Genomic DNA, 19,485 nt, shown 5'->3' on the forward strand with positions numbered 1-19,485 from the left:
ACAGGAGATACGGGAGCCACAGGAACCCAAGGTCCGACCGGAGCCCAAGGCCCAACAGGAGATACCGGAGCTACAGGAGCACAGGGTCCGACTGGAGCCCAAGGCCCAACAGGAGATACCGGAGCTACAGGAGCACAGGGTCCGACTGGTGCCCAAGGTCCAACAGGAGATACTGGAGCTACAGGAGCACAGGGTCCGACTGGTGCCCAAGGTCCAACAGGAGATACTGGAGCTACAGGAGCTCAGGGTCCAACAGGAGAAACGGGTGCTACAGGAGCACAGGGTCCGACTGGTGCCCAAGGCCCAACGGGAGCTACAGGAGCACAGGGTCCGACTGGAGCCCAAGGCCCAACAGGAGATACCGGAGCTACAGGAGCACAGGGTCCAACTGGAGCCCAAGGCCCGACTGGAGCTAAAGGTGATACAGGGGCGCAAGGTCCAGCAGGTCCTGCCGGATCGGATGGTATTGATGGTGCTGTAGGTCCACAAGGTCCAACCGGTGCTCAGGGTCCAACAGGGGCAACGGGGTCGCAAGGTCCTACTGGGGCAACTGGTCCAGCGGGGGATCCGGCTACCGATGATCAAACATTGAGTATTGCAGGCGATCAATTGAGCATATCCGGCGGTAATACCATTACAGTGCCTACGGCCGATGGAACAGAGACTATTGTGACAGCTGGAAATGATATTAGTGTAAGTGGGAATGGTAGTAGTGCTACTCCATATGTAGTTGCTAATACAAGACCTAATATCTTTTATCCTCCTTCCATTGCGGTGGATGCCTCTTCAACAGGCACGGGTAGGACAATTAATCTGCATACTCAATATACGGCTCAATTTGGATCGCCTATGGTAGCAAGTAATTTAGCCCCAGGGGCCATACCAACCTATGCCAATACTGATCTGTATTACTATGTCACTTTTTATGATGATACGGTATTTGATAATGTAAGCGTAGATGAATTTGGGGTAATGACCTATGATGTTATTGCAACACCAACAGATTACAATTCGCTTATCAACGTAGTATTTGTAGTAAAATAGTTTATATAAACCAACTAGGTACAACAGGAGTTTGAAACCAAAACACATATATAGATTTCTTTTTGTCATCCTTGTAACCATATTCTTTGGTGCTAATAGGGCCAATGCGCAGTTTTTGTTGCAGGCACCCAACAGTACCGATGAACATAATTACAAATGGTATGAGGCTTCCGATACTTCTACGGTTTTGGGTACCGATTTTTTTTACGAGGTAACTTCTTCCGGTATTTATTTTGCAACTTATGACGGGACTCTATGTGGATCTAATGCTACTGGTTATTTTATAGTAACAGATTGTTCGAGTCCGGATAATGAGGTAACAATGGATATATCCAATAATGTAAATGCCAGTGCCACCATAAGTTGGTCTCCGGCCGTTAGCGGGGATCAACTTAGGCCTACGGTTATAGCCACACAGAGTGTAGTGCGCTATACCGCCACCGTTACCAAAGCAGGGAACTCCTTTGACTTACCGAATTTTACAGTGGTTTGTTTGCAGCAATCAAGTGTTTTAGTGGATGATTACATCACCGTTAATGAAGATTCATCTGTGATAGTACCCATTTTTGATAATGATAGCAATTTACCCACTACCGGTATTTTGACCACGTCAAACCCCTTTAACGGGAACGTTCTTATTGATGATAATAGCACACCGAATAATCCATCGGATGATATCATAACTTTTGTTCCAAATCCTAATTACAATGGTCCAAGTACCTTTACCTATACCATTTGTAATTCTTTGGGAGATTGTAGTACAGCTACTGTAGATGTGGACGTACTTCCCATTGTTGATGCTTTTGATGATTCTGTGGCTACCTTGGAAAATATGCCCGTGGATATTGATATTTTGGTAAACGACAATGATATCCCTGTCTTGGGAACTATAACTACCACAAGTCCATCCAATGGCAACGTAGTAGTTAATAATAATGGTACCCTTAATGATCTTAGGGATGATACAGTAACATATACTCCCAACAATGGTTATGTGGGCAGTGATCTTTTTACCTACACCATATGCGATGATCAGTCAAACTGTAGTACGGCCAACGTCAATATATTGGTTAATCCACTTGGAATTGTGGATATTGACAGTGATGACGATGGAATTTTGGACAGTTTCGAAGATCTTAATTTGGATGGTGATAATGATCCCTCTACGGACCCAACGGATTCCGATGGTGATGGTATAGCTGACTACCTGGATATTGATAGTGATAATGATGGTTTACCGGATAACGTTGAAGCCCAAACTACTCAGGGGTATATTCCGCCAAGTGGTGTGGATGCCAATAATAATGGCTTGGACGATGCTTATGAAAATAATGGAAATCTTGGCTTGTTCCCAATAGACACGGACGGGGATAGTTTGCCAGATTACTTGGACGAGGATAGTGATAACGATAATGTTCCGGACAGTATTGAAGGACATGATCATGACCACGACGGAATTCCGGATGTAGTTTATATTGGTTCGGATAAGGATAATGATGGTCTGGATGACGGTTATGAAGGTAGTACAACTATAGACACGGATGTTAATGATGAAATTAATGATCCTTATAATGATCTACCCAATACCGATGGGGATGATGAAGTAGATTTCAGGGATAACGATGATGACGATGATGGAATACTTACTATAGATGAAGACGAGAACGGGGATGGAAATTACGCCAATGACGATTTTGATGGGGATGGAATACCGAATTATCTGGATTCAGATTTAATTGTACTGGACCAAGGAGTAGAAGTGTTTAATGTGATAACACCAAATAATGATGGTATCCATGATGTCTTGACCATAAGGGGAATTGAAAATTATCCAAACAATACCATCAAAATATATAACCGTTGGGGAGTATTGGTTTATGCAACCAAGGCCTATAACAATGATTCCAACTATTTCGACGGTACTTCTGAAGGCAGGGTAACTGTTGCAAAAGATAATCAATTGCCGGTAGGAACTTATTTCTATATATTGGATTATACCCCATCCGTCGGAGGAAAGATGACGACCCTTACTGGATACATATACATAAACAGATAAATGATGCCAAATCTTATAAAAAATATACTAGATTCCAATCAGCTGTTGTTGTGCCTGTTTGCTGTAGCCATGTTGGTCAGTAACACGGTACAGTCCCAACAGGATGCGCAATATACCCAGTATATGTACAATACGGTAAGTGTAAACCCTGCCTATGCCGGTTCCCGGGGCCATATCAGTATTGCAGCATTACATAGGTCCCAATGGGTAGGTTTGGATGGTGCCCCAACTACCCAGACTTTAAATTTACATTCCCCTATAGGGTATAGGGGAGTAGGTTTGGGAATTTCTATTGTGAACGACAAAATTGGTCCCACTTCTGAGACTTATTTTGATGGAGATTTTTCATACACCATTTATACTTCCCAAGAAGGAAGGTTAAGTTTTGGTTTAAAAGCCAGTGCACACATGCTGGATATACGTTTCTCCGAGTTAAATCAGGATTATACGAACCCAGGTGGACCTGACCCCACTTTGCAACAGGACGTAGATAATAAATTCTCCCCCAATATCGGAGCTGGAGTGTACTATCATACCGAGAAGTTTTATGCGGGTTTGTCGGTGCCTCGATTTTTACAGACCACACATTTTGATGGCGAAGCATTGTCTACAGCAAAGGAACAGATGAATTTGTATCTGATAACAGGATATGTATTTGATTTGAATACCAACTTAAAATTTAAACCCGCTATTTTATCCAAAGTAGTACAGGGTGCCCCGATACAACTGGATCTTTCGGCCAATTTTATGCTCAATGACAAGTTTATTGTTGGTGCCGCCTACAGATGGGATGCGGCATTAAGTGCCATGGTAGGTTTCAATATTTCCAATAAATTCCTTATCGGAATGGCTTATGACAAAGAAACTACAGAGTTGGGACAAGCAACCTTTAATGATGGATCCTTTGAGATTATTTTGCGCTACGACTTCATCAAGGAGCTAGGTAATTTAAAATCGCCAAGATTTTTCTAAAAATCCAGTGGGGATTCTATTAAAAGAATTTTTTTCTACAATTTTACTCGAAAATGGCCTTGGGTAACATAGATAGCCCATCCATTTTACTCCCCTGATCGTTGGGTTGGCTTCCTGGAAGGCTATTCAATGTTGTGATGTGTATTTTTTTCCTTGGCCCATTTGGTCAATTTTTTTTAATGGGAATGAAGGAAAACCTTCCGAAAGTATTTAATTTTTATGACGCACTTAACCCTTATTTTTAGGGAAAGGTTTTATTTTTACAAAATGGAAGAGGAAAACGTTATTCTTGTTAATGAATCTGATGTTCAAATTGGTCTGATGCCCAAAATGGAAGCCCATGAAAAGGCTTTGCTTCATAGGGCATTTTCTGTTTTTATAATGAACGATCGAGGGGAAACAATGATTCAGCAAAGAGCAGGTCATAAGTATCATTCCCCCCTTTTGTGGACAAATACCTGTTGTAGTCATCAGAGGGAGGGGGAATCCAATATTCAGGCAGGGAAAAGAAGATTGAAAGAAGAAATGGGATTTGAGACCGAACTGAAGGAGTTGTTTTCCTTTATTTACAAAGCTCCCTTTGATAACGGTCTTACAGAACATGAATTTGATCATGTAATGATAGGGCACTACAATGGGGAACCAAATATAAACCCGGATGAGGTGGCGTCATGGAAATGGATGAAACCTGTAGACATTAGGCAGGATATGCTTACCTACCCTGAGAAATATACAGCTTGGTTCAAAATTATTTTCGATAGGTTTTACAATCATATTTCACAATACAATACAGCTATATGAAAGTTAAGGTAAGTAGAAAAGCTCATTTTAATGCTGCTCACAGGTTGTATAGACCAGACTGGAGTTTTGAAAAAAATGATACTGTTTTTGGGTTATGCAATAACCCAAATTTTCATGGGCATAATTATGAGCTGATAGTAAGCGTTACCGGAGAAATAGATGAAGAAACGGGCTTTGTCATAGATATGAAAGTCCTAAAGGATCTTATAAGGGAAAAAATTGAAAAGCAACTGGACCATAAAAACCTCAATGTGGAGGTGGAATGGTTTAAGACCGTGAATCCCACTGCAGAAAATATAGTGGTTTATATTTGGAACCAGCTTAGGCCCTTTATTAAGGCTTCAAACGAGTTGGAGGTTGTACTATACGAAACGCCAAGAAATTATGTAACCTTTTCAGGATAGCATAGCATAGAACTATAATTATCAAACTCAACTGGAAAAAATTACGAAACTTCCTTCCAAACAGATTAATCAAATTAACAAATAGAATACAAATACCTAATACCAAACAGCATGAAATTATATCCTTTAAAATTCAACCCTATTCTTAAAGAGCGACTTTGGGGCGGTACCAAGTTAAAAGATGTTTTGGGAAAACCCATAGAAAATGACATTACAGGTGAAAGTTGGGAGCTTTCTACAGTGGAAGGAGATGTGTCCATAGTAGCGAACGGTGAATTTTCTGGTAATTCCTTGCAGGATTTGATCAACAACTACCCTGAAGAATTATTGGGTAAAAGTGTTTATGCCCGATTTGGTACCGAGTTCCCAATTCTTATCAAATTTATTGATGCCAAACAGGATTTGTCCATCCAATTGCATCCCAATGATGAATTGGCCAAAAAACGCCACAATTCCTTTGGAAAAACGGAGATGTGGTATATTATGGACGCGGATGAAGGTGCGGAGTTAATAGTGGGGTTTAACAAAGATGTAACCAAGGAAGAATATGCTAAGAGCATTGAGGAGGATACACTATTGGGCCTTTTGAACTACGAAAGTGTAAAGGAAGGGGATACTTTTTTTATAAACACTGGTAAGATGCATGCAATCGGTGCTGGAGTTTTGCTGGCAGAGATTCAGCAGACTTCGGATATTACCTATCGTGTCTTCGATTTTAATAGGAGAGACAAGAATGGCAATCTAAGGGAACTACACACCGATTTGGCCCTGGACGCCATAGATTACACTAAGAAAGATGATTTTAAGGTGAAATATTCGGATAAACAGGATAGTGTGAATAATATGGTATCCTGTCCATATTTTAATACCAATATATTAGAGCTGACCAAGGATATGGAATTGGATGTTGAAAAAAGGGATTCCTTTACCATCTACATGTGCGTAGGGGGCAAGGCGACAATTTCAAACGAATTTGGCTCCGTATCCATAAAAAAGGGGGAGACCACTTTAGTGCCTGCACAGTCCAAAAAAATAAATATAATAACAACGAGTGCAAAACTTTTGGAGGTTACTATCTGAAAATGATTACTTTTGCAAAAAAAATTTACCAATGGCAAGTATAAGAGATTTAAAGAAAGACATTAATTACGTTTTAGGAGATATTATTGAAGCGGTGTATTTAGTGGAAGCTTCTGGAAATAAGCAAAATTCAAAAGAAGGTAATGCAATAATAGATAATGCAATAGAAGTCTTTGACGAGTTGATAGCGAAAGTAAACCAGAAGTCAGTGGAGAACAGACCGGCCCATTTAAAATCCGTTAAAGCGGAATTGGAAACCAAAGCAGGTTCTTTAATTGAACAACTTAATAAATTAGGGTAGTATTTCCCTTAATAGGTATTAAAAAAAAGCATCCAATAAATGGATGCTTTTTTTATTGTTCAGTTTCCTTTTTGAGGTTTTCTATATGTTCTTTTAATTCCTTGCCGTATTTGGAATTGGCTACATCAACAGAGAGCGTATTGTTTATGGAATCCAAATATTTTAAGTTGGCATCTGCAACTTCCTTCACGGCGATGTAGGGTGCTACATATGAATCTGCATTGTTCAACGCAAAATTAATGGCATAAAGGTATCCTCTCTTGACATTTTTGTCGGACAAATTTTGAAGGGAATCAAAAGCTGAGGAATCACCTAGGGTTTTGGGATCCATACTCAATCTTGCGTATTCCAAATCCTTAGTGTTGAACTTGGACATTACCTCCAGATATTCCTTTAGCTTGTCATTACTCTTAGATCCCTCAATTTTAGCATTCAGGTCAAAAGTATTCCAATTCGTATTAATGGTTATATTTCCAGGTTCCCCAAAGAAAGTAATTCGGTCATTAATACTGTTGTTGTCCTTTTTGTCCAGATATAAGTAGTATAATTCGGGACTTTTCAATTCGGTGGAAAAGGTAAAATTACCATCCCCGTCTACGACAAGCGAATCTACTGTGACCAAGGTAGTGTCAGCAATGTGCTGTAGGTATAGTGTTCCCTTTTTCAAACCCTTTACATTTCCGGTAACGGTCATCGTATTTTCGGTACTACCTGCACAAGAGGCAATAGTTATTGCCAGTACAGCGACCATTATAATTTTCTTCATAGTAATTTTTTTGAAGCGCAAATATCATTAAAGTTTATGGAATTTTAAACTTTTGATGCAATTTCCATAAGAATTGTACAAAGTATGGCTCCACCTGTACCTACCACATAGCCAAAAACGGCCAATAACACACCGACCGAAGTCAATGATGGGTGGAATTCCGCAGCAACCACTGGGGCCGAGGCAGCACCTCCTACGTTGGCCTGGCTACCCACGGCAAGAAAGAAATAGGGAGCCTTGATCAATTTGGCAACAACGATCAATAAAACCGCATGAATAGTGATCCATACAAAGCCTATGGCAATTAGGCCGGGATTTTCAAAAACCTTGCCCAAATCCATCTTCATGCCAATGGTGGCCACCAGGATGTAGATAAATACACTGCCCAATTTACTGGCACCGGCACCTTCATAGTTTTTAGCTTTGGTAAAGGAGAGTACTATCCCCACTACGGTTGCCAAAACGACCATCCAAAAGAAATTGGAACCTAAAAATGAAAGAAAACTTTTATTATCGCTTACACTTTCATAAGTGCCGGTCAAAAATGAACTGATATAATCCCCCAAATAATGGGCAATTCCAACCCCGGTAAAGGCAAAGAACAGCATCATCATATAATCCTTTAAAGTAGGGACCCTGGTTATTTTCTCCGTGAACGTGGATACTTTTATTCTAAGTTCTTCTATAGCTGAGGTGTCCGCCTTGAGCCAACGGTCTATTTTTTTTGTTTTTCCTACACCCAATAAAATAATAGCCAGCCAAACGTTGGCAACCACTATATCGACCAAAACCATTCCCCCATATTTGTCCGGATTATATTGGTATATTTCCAGCATAGCCGCCTGATTGGCGCCTCCTCCTATCCAACTACCGGCAATAGTGGCCAAACCTCTCCAAGTGGCATCAAAATCGTTTCCGCCAACGGTTTCTGGAGAGAATATGGATATTATCAAAATGGCCAATGGACCTCCAATTATTATCCCAAACGAACCGGTCAGGAACATGATCAACGCCTTAGATCCCAAATTGGCTATGGCTTTAAGATCAATACTTAAGGTCATTAAAATTAAGGCCGCCGGCAGCAAATACCTACTGGCCATAAAATAGAGACTGGAGGTCTCGTCCGATATTAGACCACTACTAGCCAAAATGGAAGGTAGTACATAGCACATGAGAACGGCGGGTACTATATTATAGAATTTGCTCCAAAAACCGGTTTTTATGGAAGAGGTGTAAAATATAAATCCTAGACAAAGGGTAAGAAGTCCAAATACAACAGTATCGTTGGTAATAATTGGTTCGTTCATAAAGAAAACAATTCAATAGGGTTTTACAGTTGCGCCAAATATAATCAAATTAAAATATGCTGTTTTATATAATGGGCCACGCCGTCCTCGGAGTTTTTAAGGGCAAGGTCGCTGGCGATCTGTTTGACTTCATCCCTAGCATTGGCCACTGCTATTCCACGACCCACATTTTGGAGCATTTCAATATCATTGTAGTTGTCGCCAAAGGCAATGACATCGTTTAGACTTTCATGGTCCTGTAGCAAAAGTTTAATGGCGGTTAGTTTGGAAACAGATTTTGGTGCAATTTCAATCAGGGTATCATTGGATCGATATAGATTTAAGGTTTGGGAAAAATTCTTAAAAAGTATTGGAAAAATTACGTCTGTATTTTCTTTGTTCCCCATCAGCATTATCTTGTGGGCGCCCATTTTTCTGTCCGTCCAGTCCTCAATGGTGTCTTTGGTGTCCCTGTAGGTGGGCAGGGTTTTTGTATATTTTATCTCTTTTTGCACCCGCTCAGAGTCTATTTCTACATACCATTCCATTTTGGAATAGAGGCCTAGCTTTATTTCAACCTTGTCGGCCATGTCATAAATTGAAGCTATTTGGGGCATATTGATAAAAGTGGAGAATAATTCTTTTGCTCCATGGAGTACCAAGGCCCCATTGTAACATATGATGGGTTCATTTTCAATACCCAAGTTTTCTTGAATATAGGTCATGGACTGGGGCATTCTGGCAGAAACCAATATAATTCTAAGATGTTCTTTTATTCTTTTGATTTCCGAAATCGTAAAATCGGAGACATTATCCTTATAAGTCAATAGGGTGCCATCCAGATCGGAACATAATATTTTGAAATCCATAGTGGGGAATTGGGTTTGGGTTTTTAGAATTTACTCGGCATCAAAGATATGCTTTAAGTAGAAAATAGGTTGTGGAAATTTTTCAATGGCGCTTGCCCTTATAATCTGAATTACGTAAAAGACCTAATCTTCCTTTTGCTTGGGGGCACGTTTGGCTTCTTTGAGTTCCTTCATTAACATCCATTCTATTTGTCCGTTTACACTGCGAAATTCGTCCGAGGCCCATTTTTCAATGGCTTTCAGCATATCTTCATTTAACCGCAATGCAAAAGCTTTCTTTTTACTCATATGATCTGTTTTTACACCCTTACATAAATTATTGAAAAAACGGTGAAAGGGTTAACGAAAGAATTATATGACTCTTCATTCTTCCTAGGCCAGTATGGTCTGTTCGTTCTCGAACTCGGAATTCAATATTGTATTTTTATGTTATGGGCTTAAAATGTTCTCCCGTACTATATACCAAAGATAGCCAACAGTAGGGAAACCAAACACCCTTGCCCAATATTTGGCTTGTTCTTGTACATAGGAATGGTTAATGATTCAGTGTCCCGGCGTTGACAATGGGAGAAGCATCCTTATCGGAGCAAAGGACCACCATAAGATTACTAACCATAGCTGCTTTTCTTTCCTCGTCCAGGTCAACAATTTCTTTCTTGCCTAAATGATCAAGGGCCATTTCTACCATACTTACGGCACCTTCCACTATTTTATGGCGTGCGGCCACTATTGCCGTGGCTTGTTGTCTTTTCAACATGGCGTTGGCAATTTCCTGGGCATAGGCCAAATATCCAATCCTGGCTTCCAATACCTCTATGCCTGCCATGGCCAATCTTTCCTGAACCTCTTTTTCCAAGGCTTCGCTTACTTCATTGACACTGGAACGTAAGGTAATATCCTCGGTATGGCCCTCATCGGCAAAATTGTCATAGGGATACATACTGGCCAATTTACGCACGGCGGCATCGGTCTGCACACGTACAAAATTTTTATAATCGTCCACTTCAAAAGCAGCCTTATAAGTATCGGTAACCCGCCATACCAATATGGTACTGATCATAATAGGATTTCCTAGTTTATCATTCACCTTCAGCCGCTCACTGTCGAAGTTACTGGCACGAAGGGAAATTTTATTTTTGATGTAAAATGGATTGACCCAGAAAAGACCATTTTTCTTAATGGTACCCATATACTTTCCAAACAGTAGTAGGACCCGGGATCCGTTTGGATTTACCAAAACAAACCCACGTAATGATATTATAAATATGAAGAAGAGGGGCAACGCCAGTGGTACTCCACCAGCTACTAGCACAATGGCAAAAATGAGGAGCCCTAATAATACCAGTAGCATAATATAGCCATTGGCGGGAATAATGTTTTTTTCTTGTTTCATGATAAATTTATTATGATATTAAAATGATATCATAAAGATATGAAAAAATATCAATCGTAAACAAGTCTATGGTAAAAAATAGGTCTTAGGCTTTAATGTCCGTTTTAAAATCTTTTGTTTTCTTCTTTTTCGGGTTCTTGAAAAGCCTTTTAAAAAAACCATCCCTTTTTACGGGGTCACAATCCAGTTGGTTCATCACCTCGGAACTTGGAGCGGGAAATTTTGCCTTGGTTAAGTAATTGAAAGAATTATCAGCGTTCAATTTCTGCATCCACAGCGCAAAAATGGGCAATGCCGCATTGGCTCCCTGACCCAGGCTAGTACTGCTAAAGCCAATTTCATGGTTGTCCAATCCTACCCAGGTTATATTAAGTAGCTTAGGGGTCAAAGCTACAAACCAGGCATCCTTGTTGTTTTGTGTGGTTCCGGTTTTTCCGGCAATGTCGTTCTTAATGCCATAGGTAGAACGAATTCGGGCGGCAGTACCGCTATTCACTGTTGCCTTCATCATCTCTAACATGATTTGGCCCGTTTCTTCCGAAAAGGCTCTTTTTTTAGATACAATTGGTTTAAAGGTCTCGATTATGGAGCCGTTTTCATTGGTAATTTTTTCAATTAGGAATGGAGTTACAGATTTGCCATTGTTCAGAAAACTGGCATATGCACCCGCTAGTTCGTTTATTTTTATCTCGGCTGTGCCTAAAGCCAGCGATGGTAAGGAGGGTAAGGGCGTTGTAATGCCCATTCTCTGTGCTTGCTGTATCACTTTGGGAATGCCTGTTTTTTCCAACACTTTTACCGCTACGGTATTAACAGAATTACTCAGGGCCTGCTCCATGGAGTAATTTAGGTAGGCCTCGTCCTTTTTTCCGGAATTACTAGGGGACCAGCCTTCCATATTTTTATAAGCTACCTCCTGGGCCGAAAAGTAAGTGCATGGCATTATACCATTTTCAAGCGCGGCGGTATAAACTATAGGTTTAAATGCAGATCCTACCTGTCGCCTGCTCTGTGAAATATGATCGTATTTAAAGTGTTTGAAATTGATTCCTCCCAGCCAGGTTTTAACGGCCCCAGTTTTGGGATCCATGGATAGGGAACCTGTATTTAAGAACTTTAGATAGTGCAATAAACTATCTATAGTGCTGGCAGAACCTATTTTATCCTCATTCCAATCACTTAACTGCATTTCTTTTTTTAAGTTCATCGAATCCATTATCGCACTTTCGCTCATGCCTTCATTCTTCATTTTTTTGTAGGGCTCTGAACGCTGTATAATTTTATTGATAAGCTTTTTGTCGCTTATCCAGGGTGCCCGTTTGCCGTAACTTTTTTCAAAACTGTTTTGGAGTCCTTTCATATGCTGTCTCATGGCTTCTTCCGCCAATATTTGCATTTTGGAATCCAATGTGGTGTATATTTTTAGTCCTGAAGTGTAAATATTGTAATCCTGTCCCTTTTCCCTTTGTGCTTTGGCCCAACTTAACATTTGTTTTCTTACCTCTTCCCTGAAATAAGGAGCTATGCCCTCATTATAATCGTATTCCCTATAATTAAGTTGTAATGGCAGTAACTTAAGGCTATCAGTTTCTTTTTGCGAAATAAAATTATTGGAATACATGGACTGCAATACCAAATTACGTCTGTGTAAGCTGTTTTTTGGAAATACGCGGGGGTTATAACCATAGGTGGCCTTTAACATGCCTACAAGGGTAGCGCTTTCCTGCAACTCAAGTTCCTTTGCTGATTTATTGAAGAATTTTAACGAGGCACTTTCTATTCCAAAAGTGTTGTCGCCAAAGGAGACTGTATTCAAATAAAGCATCAGAATTTCTTCCTTTGAATAGATGGATTCCAATCTGGAAGCTATAATCATTTCTTTCAACTTTGATATGGCCAGATTAAATTTTCCGGATCTTTCCCGGGGATATAAATTCTTTGCCAATTGTTGGCTAAGGGTGCTACCGCCTCCGGCAGATTGATCCTGCATCAGTATGGTCTTAAAAGCCACTCGCAGCAGGCTCCTATAATCTATCCCTGAATGATCATAAAACCGCTCGTCTTCAATGGCCACCAAAGCCTTTATTAAGTTTTTGGGGACCATCTCAATTTGTATGGGTTGTCTGTCAAAAAGAAAGTATTTTCCAATAAGAACGCTATCCGTAGAATAGACTTCGGAAGCTCTTTGGTACTTGAAATCCGAAAGTTCCCGCTTATTGGGAAGTTTTCCCCATGCGCCCAAATAAATGCCTGTTATTAACAAGAATATACCACTCCCGACTATCAAAATGGTAATGATTCCCAATCTTAGGAATGGATTTTTTATTTTCTTGAACATCAATTTTTATAATTAAGCCTGCAAGATCAAATTAATAAATTAAAAGGAAGAACTTCTTAACAAATCCTTAATTTCCAATTCGCTATTTTTGCACACTATTTTCAGGAGTTAACGATTGTTTGAATTATTTGGCTTATAAAAAGTCAACATTGCAGGGATATATGAAAAAAATTACGGTATTGTGCTTACTTATTTTTCAACTTAGCTTTGGCAACGATATGGAATGGTCCAAGACGGGACACAGGACTATAGGGGAAGTAGCACAGCAACATTTGACGGGGAGGACCAAAAAGGTTTTAAAGAAGCTTTTAAATGGTCAAAGTTTGGCTTTGGTTTCCAATTATGCCGATGAAATTAAGGCAGATCGTAGCTTTTCCAAATTTGGGCCATGGCATTATGTAAATTACCCGGCAGACAAAAAGTATACAGATGTTCCACCTAGTGAAGAAGGAGATGTAATTATAGGAATTGAAAAATGTATAGAAATTGTTCAGGACAAGAACAGTAAGGCAGATGATAAAGTATTTTATCTAAAAATGTTGGTCCATTTAATAGGTGATCTGCACCAGCCTATGCATGTGGGCAGGTTAGAGGATAAAGGAGGTAATGATATCCAAGTACAATGGTTTGGAAGAGGTACTAACTTACATAGGTTATGGGACTCCAATATGATAGATGATTATGGAATGAGTTATTCGGAATTGGCAAATAATTTACCGGAACTTACCAAGGCCCAGATTAAAAATATGCAGATGGGCAATATATATGACTGGATGGAGGAATCCCAGGATATAGCCAATGAGCTTTATGATTCAGTAGCGGTAGGTGAAAAATTGGGGTATGCTTATAGTTATAAATACTGGGTCACCGTAGAGAAACAATTGCAAAAGGGAGGCTTGCGTTTGGCCAAGGTATTGAACGACTTATTTTCATAGATCAATAACATGAAATTTATTGCGAACCTTAAGGCCTTTAGAGCTTGGGGTCAAGCCTTTAGTAAGGTGCACCACTATTGTTGTATTATTCTTTAAATCAGTGAATTGGTTGAATAGGTTTCTGCTTATAAACGAAAAAAACATCGTTTTTGACCAATTTTTATATTAATTGGCAAAGAAATTGAGTTAGTATTATTGAAGTTGGGTGTGAGGAGACTAACGTAAATGCCTGGTAGGTTAGGGGCAGTATCCAATGGAAATAATAAAGGCATAAAAAAATCGGTTTTCGCAACCGATTTTTTTATTTAATGACCCTAAAGGTAATATTAATTCTTTCCTGTACAGTTTTGGCGGTTTTTGGAATTTGGTGGTACCAACAATGCTGGGTTTCTCCTTTCATAAGAAGTAAACTTCCGTGTTCCAATAATAATTTTTGCTTTAAATCCTTTTTTAATTTATGCTTTAGGTGAAAGTATCGTTCCTGTCCAAGGGTTATTGAAGCAATTATGGGGTTTTTACCCAAAGTCTTCTCGTCATCTGCATGCCAACCATTGCTATCCCTGCCATTTCTATAGAGATTTAATAAACAACTTGTAAAGCGTACATCTATTTCCATTTGCAGCTTATTCCTTAATTCCATTAATTCGTCTGTAAACCTATGTGGATACATGGTAATATTGGAGTAGGAATAGGGTTTGTCGTTGTCCCCAAATAGGGCGGTCAACCTAGGCTGGGGATAGGTTTTGCCAAACACCGTAATATTATCCTGCTGCCAAGGGGTCGTTTCTTTAAGTATCTTAAAATATTGATCCGCTTCGCTTGACTTTAAAAAATTGGGATAATAACTAATATCACTATCAGGGAGTTGAAGTTCGGTTTTGTTGGCAAATAATGGGCTCACGACTGAAGTACACTTTTCAGCTCGTTTCTATATTCTGACGGATTTTGACCAGTAAAGGCTTTAAACGACTTGTTGAAATGCGAGAAATTGTTAAATCCACTTTCAAAACATACCTCTGTTATACTGATGGGCTTTTCTGCCAGTAATTTGGAGGCATGTACCAATCTACACTCATTTACAAACTGCACAAAGGTCTTATTTGTTATTTTTTTAAAGTATCTGCAGAAAGACGGTACTGTCATACTCACCAAATCAGAAATCTCTTCCAAGGTTATTTCTTCCTTAAAGTTTGTTTTCACGTAATTAAAGACAATATTTATTCTGTCATTGTCCTTCACTTCCGTTTGAAGTGAAAAACCTTGGGCATTCAATACTTGATATTCCTTGGAGTTACCCAACTCATTTAAGATGTTCAGAATGGACAGCAGACGTTGAAAATCGGTCTGATATTCCATGATTTCGATTTTTTCTCCAATTTTTTTCTTGGTACTACCGGTGAAGGCCACCCCTCCACTTGCAATTTGAAAAAGGCTTTGAATTTTTCTCATCTCCGGAATGTTGAAAAAGTCGTTACCCAAAAAATCCTGCTTCATTTGTACCACACTTTCGCTTTTGTTGCCAGTAAGTACATCTGTAAATCCACAATGAGGCAAATTGGATCCAATCAAAATCAGATCGCCATCCGTATAATAGGAAACATGGCTTCCAATTTGTCGTTTTCCGGAACCTCCGTTAACATAAACCAGTTCAATTTCAGGGTGATAATGCCAAACCCCTATTTTATTAGGGTTGTGTTCATCAAATTGTTGATAGGTATAAGAATGACCGAAATCAGGTTCTATTACCTCAAATGCAGGTTTAGGTATCATATGATAATTTCATTAGGTATAGTAAAGATACTATAGCTATTTTGGACAATTCTGTGCAAATTTAACTTAAATATGTCCAATATTAACCCCTTAACATTTATTTAATATTGCATGATGGTAAAATAGAATAGAAACTGGAGAATTCTGGAGTAGTGGGAGGAGTAAACCCGGTCTATATTTGCCTTATAAATGATTTATTAATATTAAATCCTAAATGTTATGAAAGCAATTTTAAAATTAACAGCAGTGGCAGCCTTATTACTAAGTAGTACTGTGGCAATGGCCAACGATCCAGGAATGTACTTGACAACAGTTAAAGAGGCAAAAAGATTGGTCCTTAAATTAAATAAGCAAACTGAATCTTCTATCTTGACTTTGACCGATACGGATATGCACCAAATATTCGTAGAGAATATTAAGGAAGACGAAGATTACACTAAAAAGTTCGACTTATCAAAATTGGAAGAAGGTCTTTACTACTTAAAGATGGAAAGCCTTATCAGGACTGTAGAGTTTACTATTAGTGTTGAGGATTCCGAGGTAAATGTTATTGCTCGTGACGAGGTAACAAAACCATTCTTCAGGAAAAATGGAGATGTACTTTATTTAAATTACTTGAACCAAAAGCTAAATCCTGTAGTTATCAATGTTGTGGACAGTTCTAACAGACTTGTATTTACACAAAAATTTGATAAGGATTTGGTTGTAGGAAAGGTTTTTAACTTTACCAATGCTGTAAAAGATGAATATACAGTATCTGTAAGTGAAGGTACCACTACTTATTTCGAAACTATTTCTGTGAACTAAATTACCTAAAGTAAATATTACAAAGCGTAAAAAAATAGGGGCCATTTGGCCCCTATTTTAATTTGCTATTGTACGTATTTTTTAAGTCGCTCCCTTTTATATTCCGGAAGGGAATCATTGTTTATCGCTTTTTGAAGCAGCACAGGGTCTTTTTGCTTTGCAAGTATTATTTGAAAGCATTCCTTAACGGTAAGCGTGTTTTTGGATCTTTCCAGCAATTCAATTTGATCTCCTTTTTTTACCATGCCTTCCTCTAAAATACGGACATAGGTTCCGGAATACCCATAATCTATGAATTGTTTTAAAATTTTGGCATCTCCAAAGCGAACACCCAACTTATAACAGGGCTCTCTGGGTTGTGAGACCTGAACCACAGCGTTTCCAATTTTATAGATATCGCCTATTCTTATTATAGATTCATCCAAACCTTCAACGGTAAGATTTTCTCCGAACATCCCCCAATCCCAATTTAATTCAGGATAAATTCCTTTCCAATACGGGTAGCGATCTGATGCAAATAGATAACAGGCTTTGTTAATTCCGGCATGATGCTCCCTGTCTATAACCGTATCCTTATGAACATCAATTTTGCCTAGAAAAAGCGATTCGTCCTTAGGATATTTAAATATCCCTGTTTGCTCCTCCCTTCCATTCCAAAGAAAGGTGGTGGCTTTTCCGATATTTGTAGAGATAATTTTCATGTTATAAAGATAGAAAACCATCTTAAATAAATACGATGGTTCAGTATGTCTTGGAAGGGAATACTCAATCCATTTCCTTATCTATATTTTTTGTTATGTTATACCCAATAAAGAGCGCGACACCAGCTAGAAGAAAAATACTTCCGGGGAAGGCCACTTCTTTTCCAACATTTAGGTTTTCACTTAAAAATCCTGCCACAATGATACCCAAACCAATTCCCATGAGCAATAAGGCTAGATTTAAAATCAGAATCTTCCATATTGGGGCAGTTCTTTCCCTTTTTCCCCTAATAAAAATACTGGCGTCCGCACCTTTTTCTATAAGTGCAAGGCGTTCCTTGTTCCTAGTAGAGAAATAGAGGTAGGATATTCCAAAAATTACAATAAATAGACAAATAAAAACAAATCCTGGTCCTATCATTTTGTTGAATTTTAATTGATTAATTTTAATGTGTTTTAGCGTATGACGATACATTATTAAGGATGGTTACAATTTTTTCTGAATATTTTCTTGATAATTTTGTAACCCAAAGCTTAAGAGGTACGTCATATGTCCAATATGTCCACATACGACGACCAACAAATAATAGACCGGATTTTAAGTGGTAATGCCAATAGTTTTGCACTGTTAGTGGATCGCTACAAGGATTTGGTATTTTTATTGGCTTTACGGATGATGAAAAATAGGGAGGAAGCGGAGGAAGTTGCCCAAGATACCTTTTTAAAGACTTATAAATCCTTAAATAAGTTTAAGGGGGAATCAAAGTTTTCCACTTGGATTTATAAGATTGGATATAATACTTGTTTGGATAGATTAAAAAAAAGTAAAAAAGAGCAACATTTGGTGCGGATCGATCAGTTTACTGTCAACCAAATAAAAACTTTGGATTCAGCCTTGGAATATATGGAACTTGAGGAACGAAGGAAGGTGATTCAAGATTGTTTGGATTTGTTGCCAAGTGAGGATAGTTTTTTATTGACCTTGTTTTATTATGATGGAAGGTCATCGGAAGAGATTTCCAAGATTGTAGATCTTACAACGACCAATGTAAAAGTTAGGTTGTTTAGAAGTCGAAAAAAATTGGCAACAATTCTCAAGAATCGACTGGAGCCTGAAATAATTGAGAACTATGAAAGATGATACCATAGAAGCGGAACTGGACAAATTAATGGGCAAGATTCTCAAGGATGAAGCCTTGGATCCGCCTTCACTGGATTTTACGGCTGGAGTAATGGCTTGTATTCAGGCGGTGAAGGATAATCCTACTACTGTATATGAGCCTTTGATTTCCAAAAAGGCTTGGGGAATTTTAAGTGTTGGACTTTTGCTGGTCTTCGTATATCTATTATTTAAGGAAGATTCTAGCACGGGTAGTATGTGGCTTAATAATTTTGAAATACCTCAATTGAAACTTCCCAACGTATTCGTTAGCTTGCCCATCATCGCAATTTCGGATACTTTGGTATATGGTATTTTGGCTTTCACTATATGTGTATATGTACAAATTTTTGTTCTAAAAAAATATTTGGATAGACGGTTTTAGTGTAGGCTCCATTATATTTCAATATAGTAATACGCCCAGTACATTAGAACAAATTGAAGTGGAATTCTCAGTATTAGGATCCACTTTGGGATTCCTGCAGATTCTTTTTCACCCCTTAACATATAAAAGTGGACCAAAAGAAACACGACCAACATTAGAATGATGCCGATTACAGCCATATTTTTGGTGGTTGGAAAGCATAGAGCCAGGCCCAATAGAATTTCGGCCATGCCACTAAGGGATACTAGAAGTTTGTGATTGGGCAAGTATCTGGGCATAATCCGTAGATACACTTTGGGAACAATAAAATGCATTGTTCCGGCCAATACATACATAGATGCTAAAAGGTAGAGGTGCCACGGGTAGTCCATTTGGTAAAGGTATAAATAAAAGAAGCTGAATTACTAGGGTAATTCAG

21 protein-coding genes and 1 pseudogene are annotated in these 19,485 nt (G+C 38.8%); 11 read left to right on the top strand and 11 right to left on the bottom strand.

Annotation, left to right across the window (positions count from 1 at the left end; all coding sequences use genetic code 11):
- From MWU84_RS24350 to MWU84_RS19900, 7 genes and pseudogenes are all read left to right on the top strand, one after another.
- Positions 1–1,044 (top strand): annotated as a pseudogene (locus MWU84_RS24350) (hypothetical protein); the annotation flags it as partial.
- A gap of 31 nt (positions 1,045–1,075) precedes the next feature.
- A complete protein-coding gene (locus MWU84_RS19875; RefSeq protein WP_246904945.1) occupies positions 1,076–3,100 on the top strand; it encodes a gliding motility-associated C-terminal domain-containing protein in 2,025 nt (674 codons plus the stop codon).
- A gap of 3 nt (positions 3,101–3,103) precedes the next feature.
- Positions 3,104–4,072: a type IX secretion system membrane protein PorP/SprF gene (locus tag MWU84_RS19880; RefSeq protein ID WP_281502594.1), complete on the top strand. Its 969-nt coding sequence runs from the start codon at positions 3,104–3,106 to the stop codon at positions 4,070–4,072.
- A 267-nt stretch (positions 4,073–4,339) separates the two neighbouring features.
- Positions 4,340–4,873, top strand: a complete 534-nt coding sequence (gene idi / locus MWU84_RS19885; protein WP_246905036.1) for an isopentenyl-diphosphate Delta-isomerase — start codon at positions 4,340–4,342, stop codon at positions 4,871–4,873.
- Positions 4,870–5,277 (top strand): 6-carboxytetrahydropterin synthase, encoded by a 408-nt coding sequence (locus MWU84_RS19890; RefSeq protein WP_246904946.1) that lies wholly within the window; start codon positions 4,870–4,872, stop codon positions 5,275–5,277. The genes idi and MWU84_RS19890 overlap by 4 nt, the downstream gene beginning before the upstream one ends.
- A 111-nt stretch (positions 5,278–5,388) precedes the next feature.
- Positions 5,389–6,357, top strand: coding sequence for a type I phosphomannose isomerase catalytic subunit (locus MWU84_RS19895; RefSeq protein ID WP_246904948.1), 969 nt, complete (start codon positions 5,389–5,391; stop codon positions 6,355–6,357).
- Positions 6,358–6,388: 31 nt separating this feature from the next.
- The gene (locus MWU84_RS19900; RefSeq protein WP_072865545.1) at positions 6,389–6,658 is read left to right on the top strand and encodes a hypothetical protein; all 270 of its coding nucleotides are present in this window, start codon (positions 6,389–6,391) and stop codon (positions 6,656–6,658) included.
- A 52-nt stretch (positions 6,659–6,710) separates the two neighbouring features.
- Here the strand turns inward: MWU84_RS19900 and MWU84_RS19905 are convergent, their stop codons facing one another.
- The 6 genes from MWU84_RS19905 to MWU84_RS19930 all read right to left on the bottom strand — a co-directional run bounded on the left by MWU84_RS19905 (position 6,711) and on the right by MWU84_RS19930 (position 13,310).
- Positions 6,711–7,424: a DUF4369 domain-containing protein gene (locus tag MWU84_RS19905; RefSeq protein ID WP_246904950.1), complete on the bottom strand. Its 714-nt coding sequence runs from the start codon at positions 7,422–7,424 to the stop codon at positions 6,711–6,713.
- 44 nt (positions 7,425–7,468) lie between these two features.
- Positions 7,469–8,731, bottom strand: coding sequence for a DUF819 family protein (locus MWU84_RS19910; protein ID WP_246904952.1), 1,263 nt, complete (start codon positions 8,729–8,731; stop codon positions 7,469–7,471).
- A gap of 44 nt (positions 8,732–8,775) precedes the next feature.
- Positions 8,776–9,579 (bottom strand): Cof-type HAD-IIB family hydrolase, encoded by an 804-nt coding sequence (locus MWU84_RS19915; protein ID WP_246904954.1) that lies wholly within the window; start codon positions 9,577–9,579, stop codon positions 8,776–8,778.
- Positions 9,580–9,702: 123 nt separating this feature from the next.
- Complete coding sequence (locus tag MWU84_RS19920; RefSeq protein ID WP_072865552.1) at positions 9,703–9,867, bottom strand: Arc family DNA-binding protein; 165 nt, start codon at positions 9,865–9,867, stop codon at positions 9,703–9,705.
- Positions 9,868–10,114: 247 nt separating this feature from the next.
- Positions 10,115–10,972 (bottom strand): SPFH domain-containing protein, encoded by an 858-nt coding sequence (locus tag MWU84_RS19925; RefSeq protein WP_246904957.1) that lies wholly within the window; start codon positions 10,970–10,972, stop codon positions 10,115–10,117.
- 85 nt (positions 10,973–11,057) lie between these two features.
- Positions 11,058–13,310, bottom strand: a complete 2,253-nt coding sequence (locus MWU84_RS19930) for a transglycosylase domain-containing protein (protein WP_246904959.1) — start codon at positions 13,308–13,310, stop codon at positions 11,058–11,060.
- A gap of 161 nt (positions 13,311–13,471) precedes the next feature.
- Here MWU84_RS19930 and MWU84_RS19935 point away from each other — a divergent pair, with 161 nt between their 5' ends.
- The gene (locus MWU84_RS19935; RefSeq protein ID WP_246904961.1) at positions 13,472–14,245 is read left to right on the top strand and encodes a S1/P1 nuclease; all 774 of its coding nucleotides are present in this window, start codon (positions 13,472–13,474) and stop codon (positions 14,243–14,245) included.
- Positions 14,246–14,546: 301 nt separating this feature from the next.
- On the opposite strand, the gene MWU84_RS19940 is transcribed toward MWU84_RS19935, so the two are convergent.
- Positions 14,547–15,146: an alpha-ketoglutarate-dependent dioxygenase AlkB gene (locus tag MWU84_RS19940; protein ID WP_246904963.1), complete on the bottom strand. Its 600-nt coding sequence runs from the start codon at positions 15,144–15,146 to the stop codon at positions 14,547–14,549.
- Entirely contained in the window at positions 15,143–16,015 is an 873-nt protein-coding gene (locus MWU84_RS19945; protein ID WP_246904965.1) for an AraC family transcriptional regulator, read from the bottom strand. The genes MWU84_RS19940 and MWU84_RS19945 overlap by 4 nt, the downstream gene beginning before the upstream one ends.
- Positions 16,016–16,234: 219 nt before the next feature.
- Here MWU84_RS19945 and MWU84_RS19950 point away from each other — a divergent pair, with 219 nt between their 5' ends.
- Complete coding sequence (locus tag MWU84_RS19950; protein ID WP_246904966.1) at positions 16,235–16,822, top strand: hypothetical protein; 588 nt, start codon at positions 16,235–16,237, stop codon at positions 16,820–16,822.
- 65 nt (positions 16,823–16,887) lie between these two features.
- Here the strand turns inward: MWU84_RS19950 and MWU84_RS19955 are convergent, their stop codons facing one another.
- Positions 16,888–17,523, bottom strand: coding sequence for an MOSC domain-containing protein (locus tag MWU84_RS19955; protein ID WP_246904967.1), 636 nt, complete (start codon positions 17,521–17,523; stop codon positions 16,888–16,890).
- Positions 17,524–17,587: 64 nt separating this feature from the next.
- On the bottom strand, positions 17,588–17,944 hold the full coding sequence (locus MWU84_RS19960) for a DUF6249 domain-containing protein (RefSeq protein WP_246904969.1): 357 nt from the start codon (positions 17,942–17,944) through the stop codon (positions 17,588–17,590).
- A 138-nt stretch (positions 17,945–18,082) separates the two neighbouring features.
- On the opposite strand from MWU84_RS19960, the gene MWU84_RS19965 reads away from it, so the two are divergent.
- Both MWU84_RS19965 and MWU84_RS19970 read left to right on the top strand, forming a co-directional pair.
- On the top strand, positions 18,083–18,664 hold the full coding sequence (locus MWU84_RS19965; protein ID WP_246904972.1) for a sigma-70 family RNA polymerase sigma factor: 582 nt from the start codon (positions 18,083–18,085) through the stop codon (positions 18,662–18,664).
- Positions 18,654–19,067, top strand: coding sequence for a hypothetical protein (locus MWU84_RS19970; RefSeq protein ID WP_246904975.1), 414 nt, complete (start codon positions 18,654–18,656; stop codon positions 19,065–19,067). The genes MWU84_RS19965 and MWU84_RS19970 overlap by 11 nt, the downstream gene beginning before the upstream one ends.
- Positions 19,068–19,078: 11 nt before the next feature.
- Here the strand turns inward: MWU84_RS19970 and MWU84_RS19975 are convergent, their stop codons facing one another.
- The gene (locus tag MWU84_RS19975) at positions 19,079–19,438 is read right to left on the bottom strand and encodes a DoxX family protein (protein ID WP_246904977.1); all 360 of its coding nucleotides are present in this window, start codon (positions 19,436–19,438) and stop codon (positions 19,079–19,081) included.
- Positions 19,439–19,485 lie beyond the last annotated feature (47 nt).

The sequence above is a fragment of the Arenibacter sp. F20364 genome (assembly GCF_023015905.1).
In the GTDB taxonomy this organism is placed as follows: domain Bacteria; phylum Bacteroidota; class Bacteroidia; order Flavobacteriales; family Flavobacteriaceae; genus Arenibacter.

Coding starts and splice junctions, on each gene's coding strand:
- MWU84_RS19880 (WP_281502594.1), top strand. CDS start 3,104: ATGCCAAATCTTATAAAAAATATACTAGATTCCAATCAGCTGTTGTTG.
- idi (WP_246905036.1), top strand. CDS start 4,340: ATGGAAGAGGAAAACGTTATTCTTGTTAATGAATCTGATGTTCAAATT.
- MWU84_RS19890 (WP_246904946.1), top strand. CDS start 4,870: ATGAAAGTTAAGGTAAGTAGAAAAGCTCATTTTAATGCTGCTCACAGG.
- MWU84_RS19895 (WP_246904948.1), top strand. CDS start 5,389: ATGAAATTATATCCTTTAAAATTCAACCCTATTCTTAAAGAGCGACTT.
- MWU84_RS19900 (WP_072865545.1), top strand. CDS start 6,389: ATGGCAAGTATAAGAGATTTAAAGAAAGACATTAATTACGTTTTAGGA.
- MWU84_RS19905 (WP_246904950.1), bottom strand. CDS start 7,424: ATGAAGAAAATTATAATGGTCGCTGTACTGGCAATAACTATTGCCTCT.
- MWU84_RS19910 (WP_246904952.1), bottom strand. CDS start 8,731: ATGAACGAACCAATTATTACCAACGATACTGTTGTATTTGGACTTCTT.
- MWU84_RS19915 (WP_246904954.1), bottom strand. CDS start 9,579: ATGGATTTCAAAATATTATGTTCCGATCTGGATGGCACCCTATTGACT.
- MWU84_RS19920 (WP_072865552.1), bottom strand. CDS start 9,867: ATGAGTAAAAAGAAAGCTTTTGCATTGCGGTTAAATGAAGATATGCTG.
- MWU84_RS19925 (WP_246904957.1), bottom strand. CDS start 10,972: ATGAAACAAGAAAAAAACATTATTCCCGCCAATGGCTATATTATGCTA.
- MWU84_RS19930 (WP_246904959.1), bottom strand. CDS start 13,310: ATGTTCAAGAAAATAAAAAATCCATTCCTAAGATTGGGAATCATTACC.
- MWU84_RS19935 (WP_246904961.1), top strand. CDS start 13,472: ATGAAAAAAATTACGGTATTGTGCTTACTTATTTTTCAACTTAGCTTT.
- MWU84_RS19945 (WP_246904965.1), bottom strand. CDS start 16,015: ATGATACCTAAACCTGCATTTGAGGTAATAGAACCTGATTTCGGTCAT.
- MWU84_RS19950 (WP_246904966.1), top strand. CDS start 16,235: ATGAAAGCAATTTTAAAATTAACAGCAGTGGCAGCCTTATTACTAAGT.
- MWU84_RS19955 (WP_246904967.1), bottom strand. CDS start 17,523: ATGAAAATTATCTCTACAAATATCGGAAAAGCCACCACCTTTCTTTGG.
- MWU84_RS19960 (WP_246904969.1), bottom strand. CDS start 17,944: ATGATAGGACCAGGATTTGTTTTTATTTGTCTATTTATTGTAATTTTT.
- MWU84_RS19965 (WP_246904972.1), top strand. CDS start 18,083: ATGTCCACATACGACGACCAACAAATAATAGACCGGATTTTAAGTGGT.
- MWU84_RS19970 (WP_246904975.1), top strand. CDS start 18,654: ATGAAAGATGATACCATAGAAGCGGAACTGGACAAATTAATGGGCAAG.
- MWU84_RS19975 (WP_246904977.1), bottom strand. CDS start 19,438: ATGGACTACCCGTGGCACCTCTACCTTTTAGCATCTATGTATGTATTG.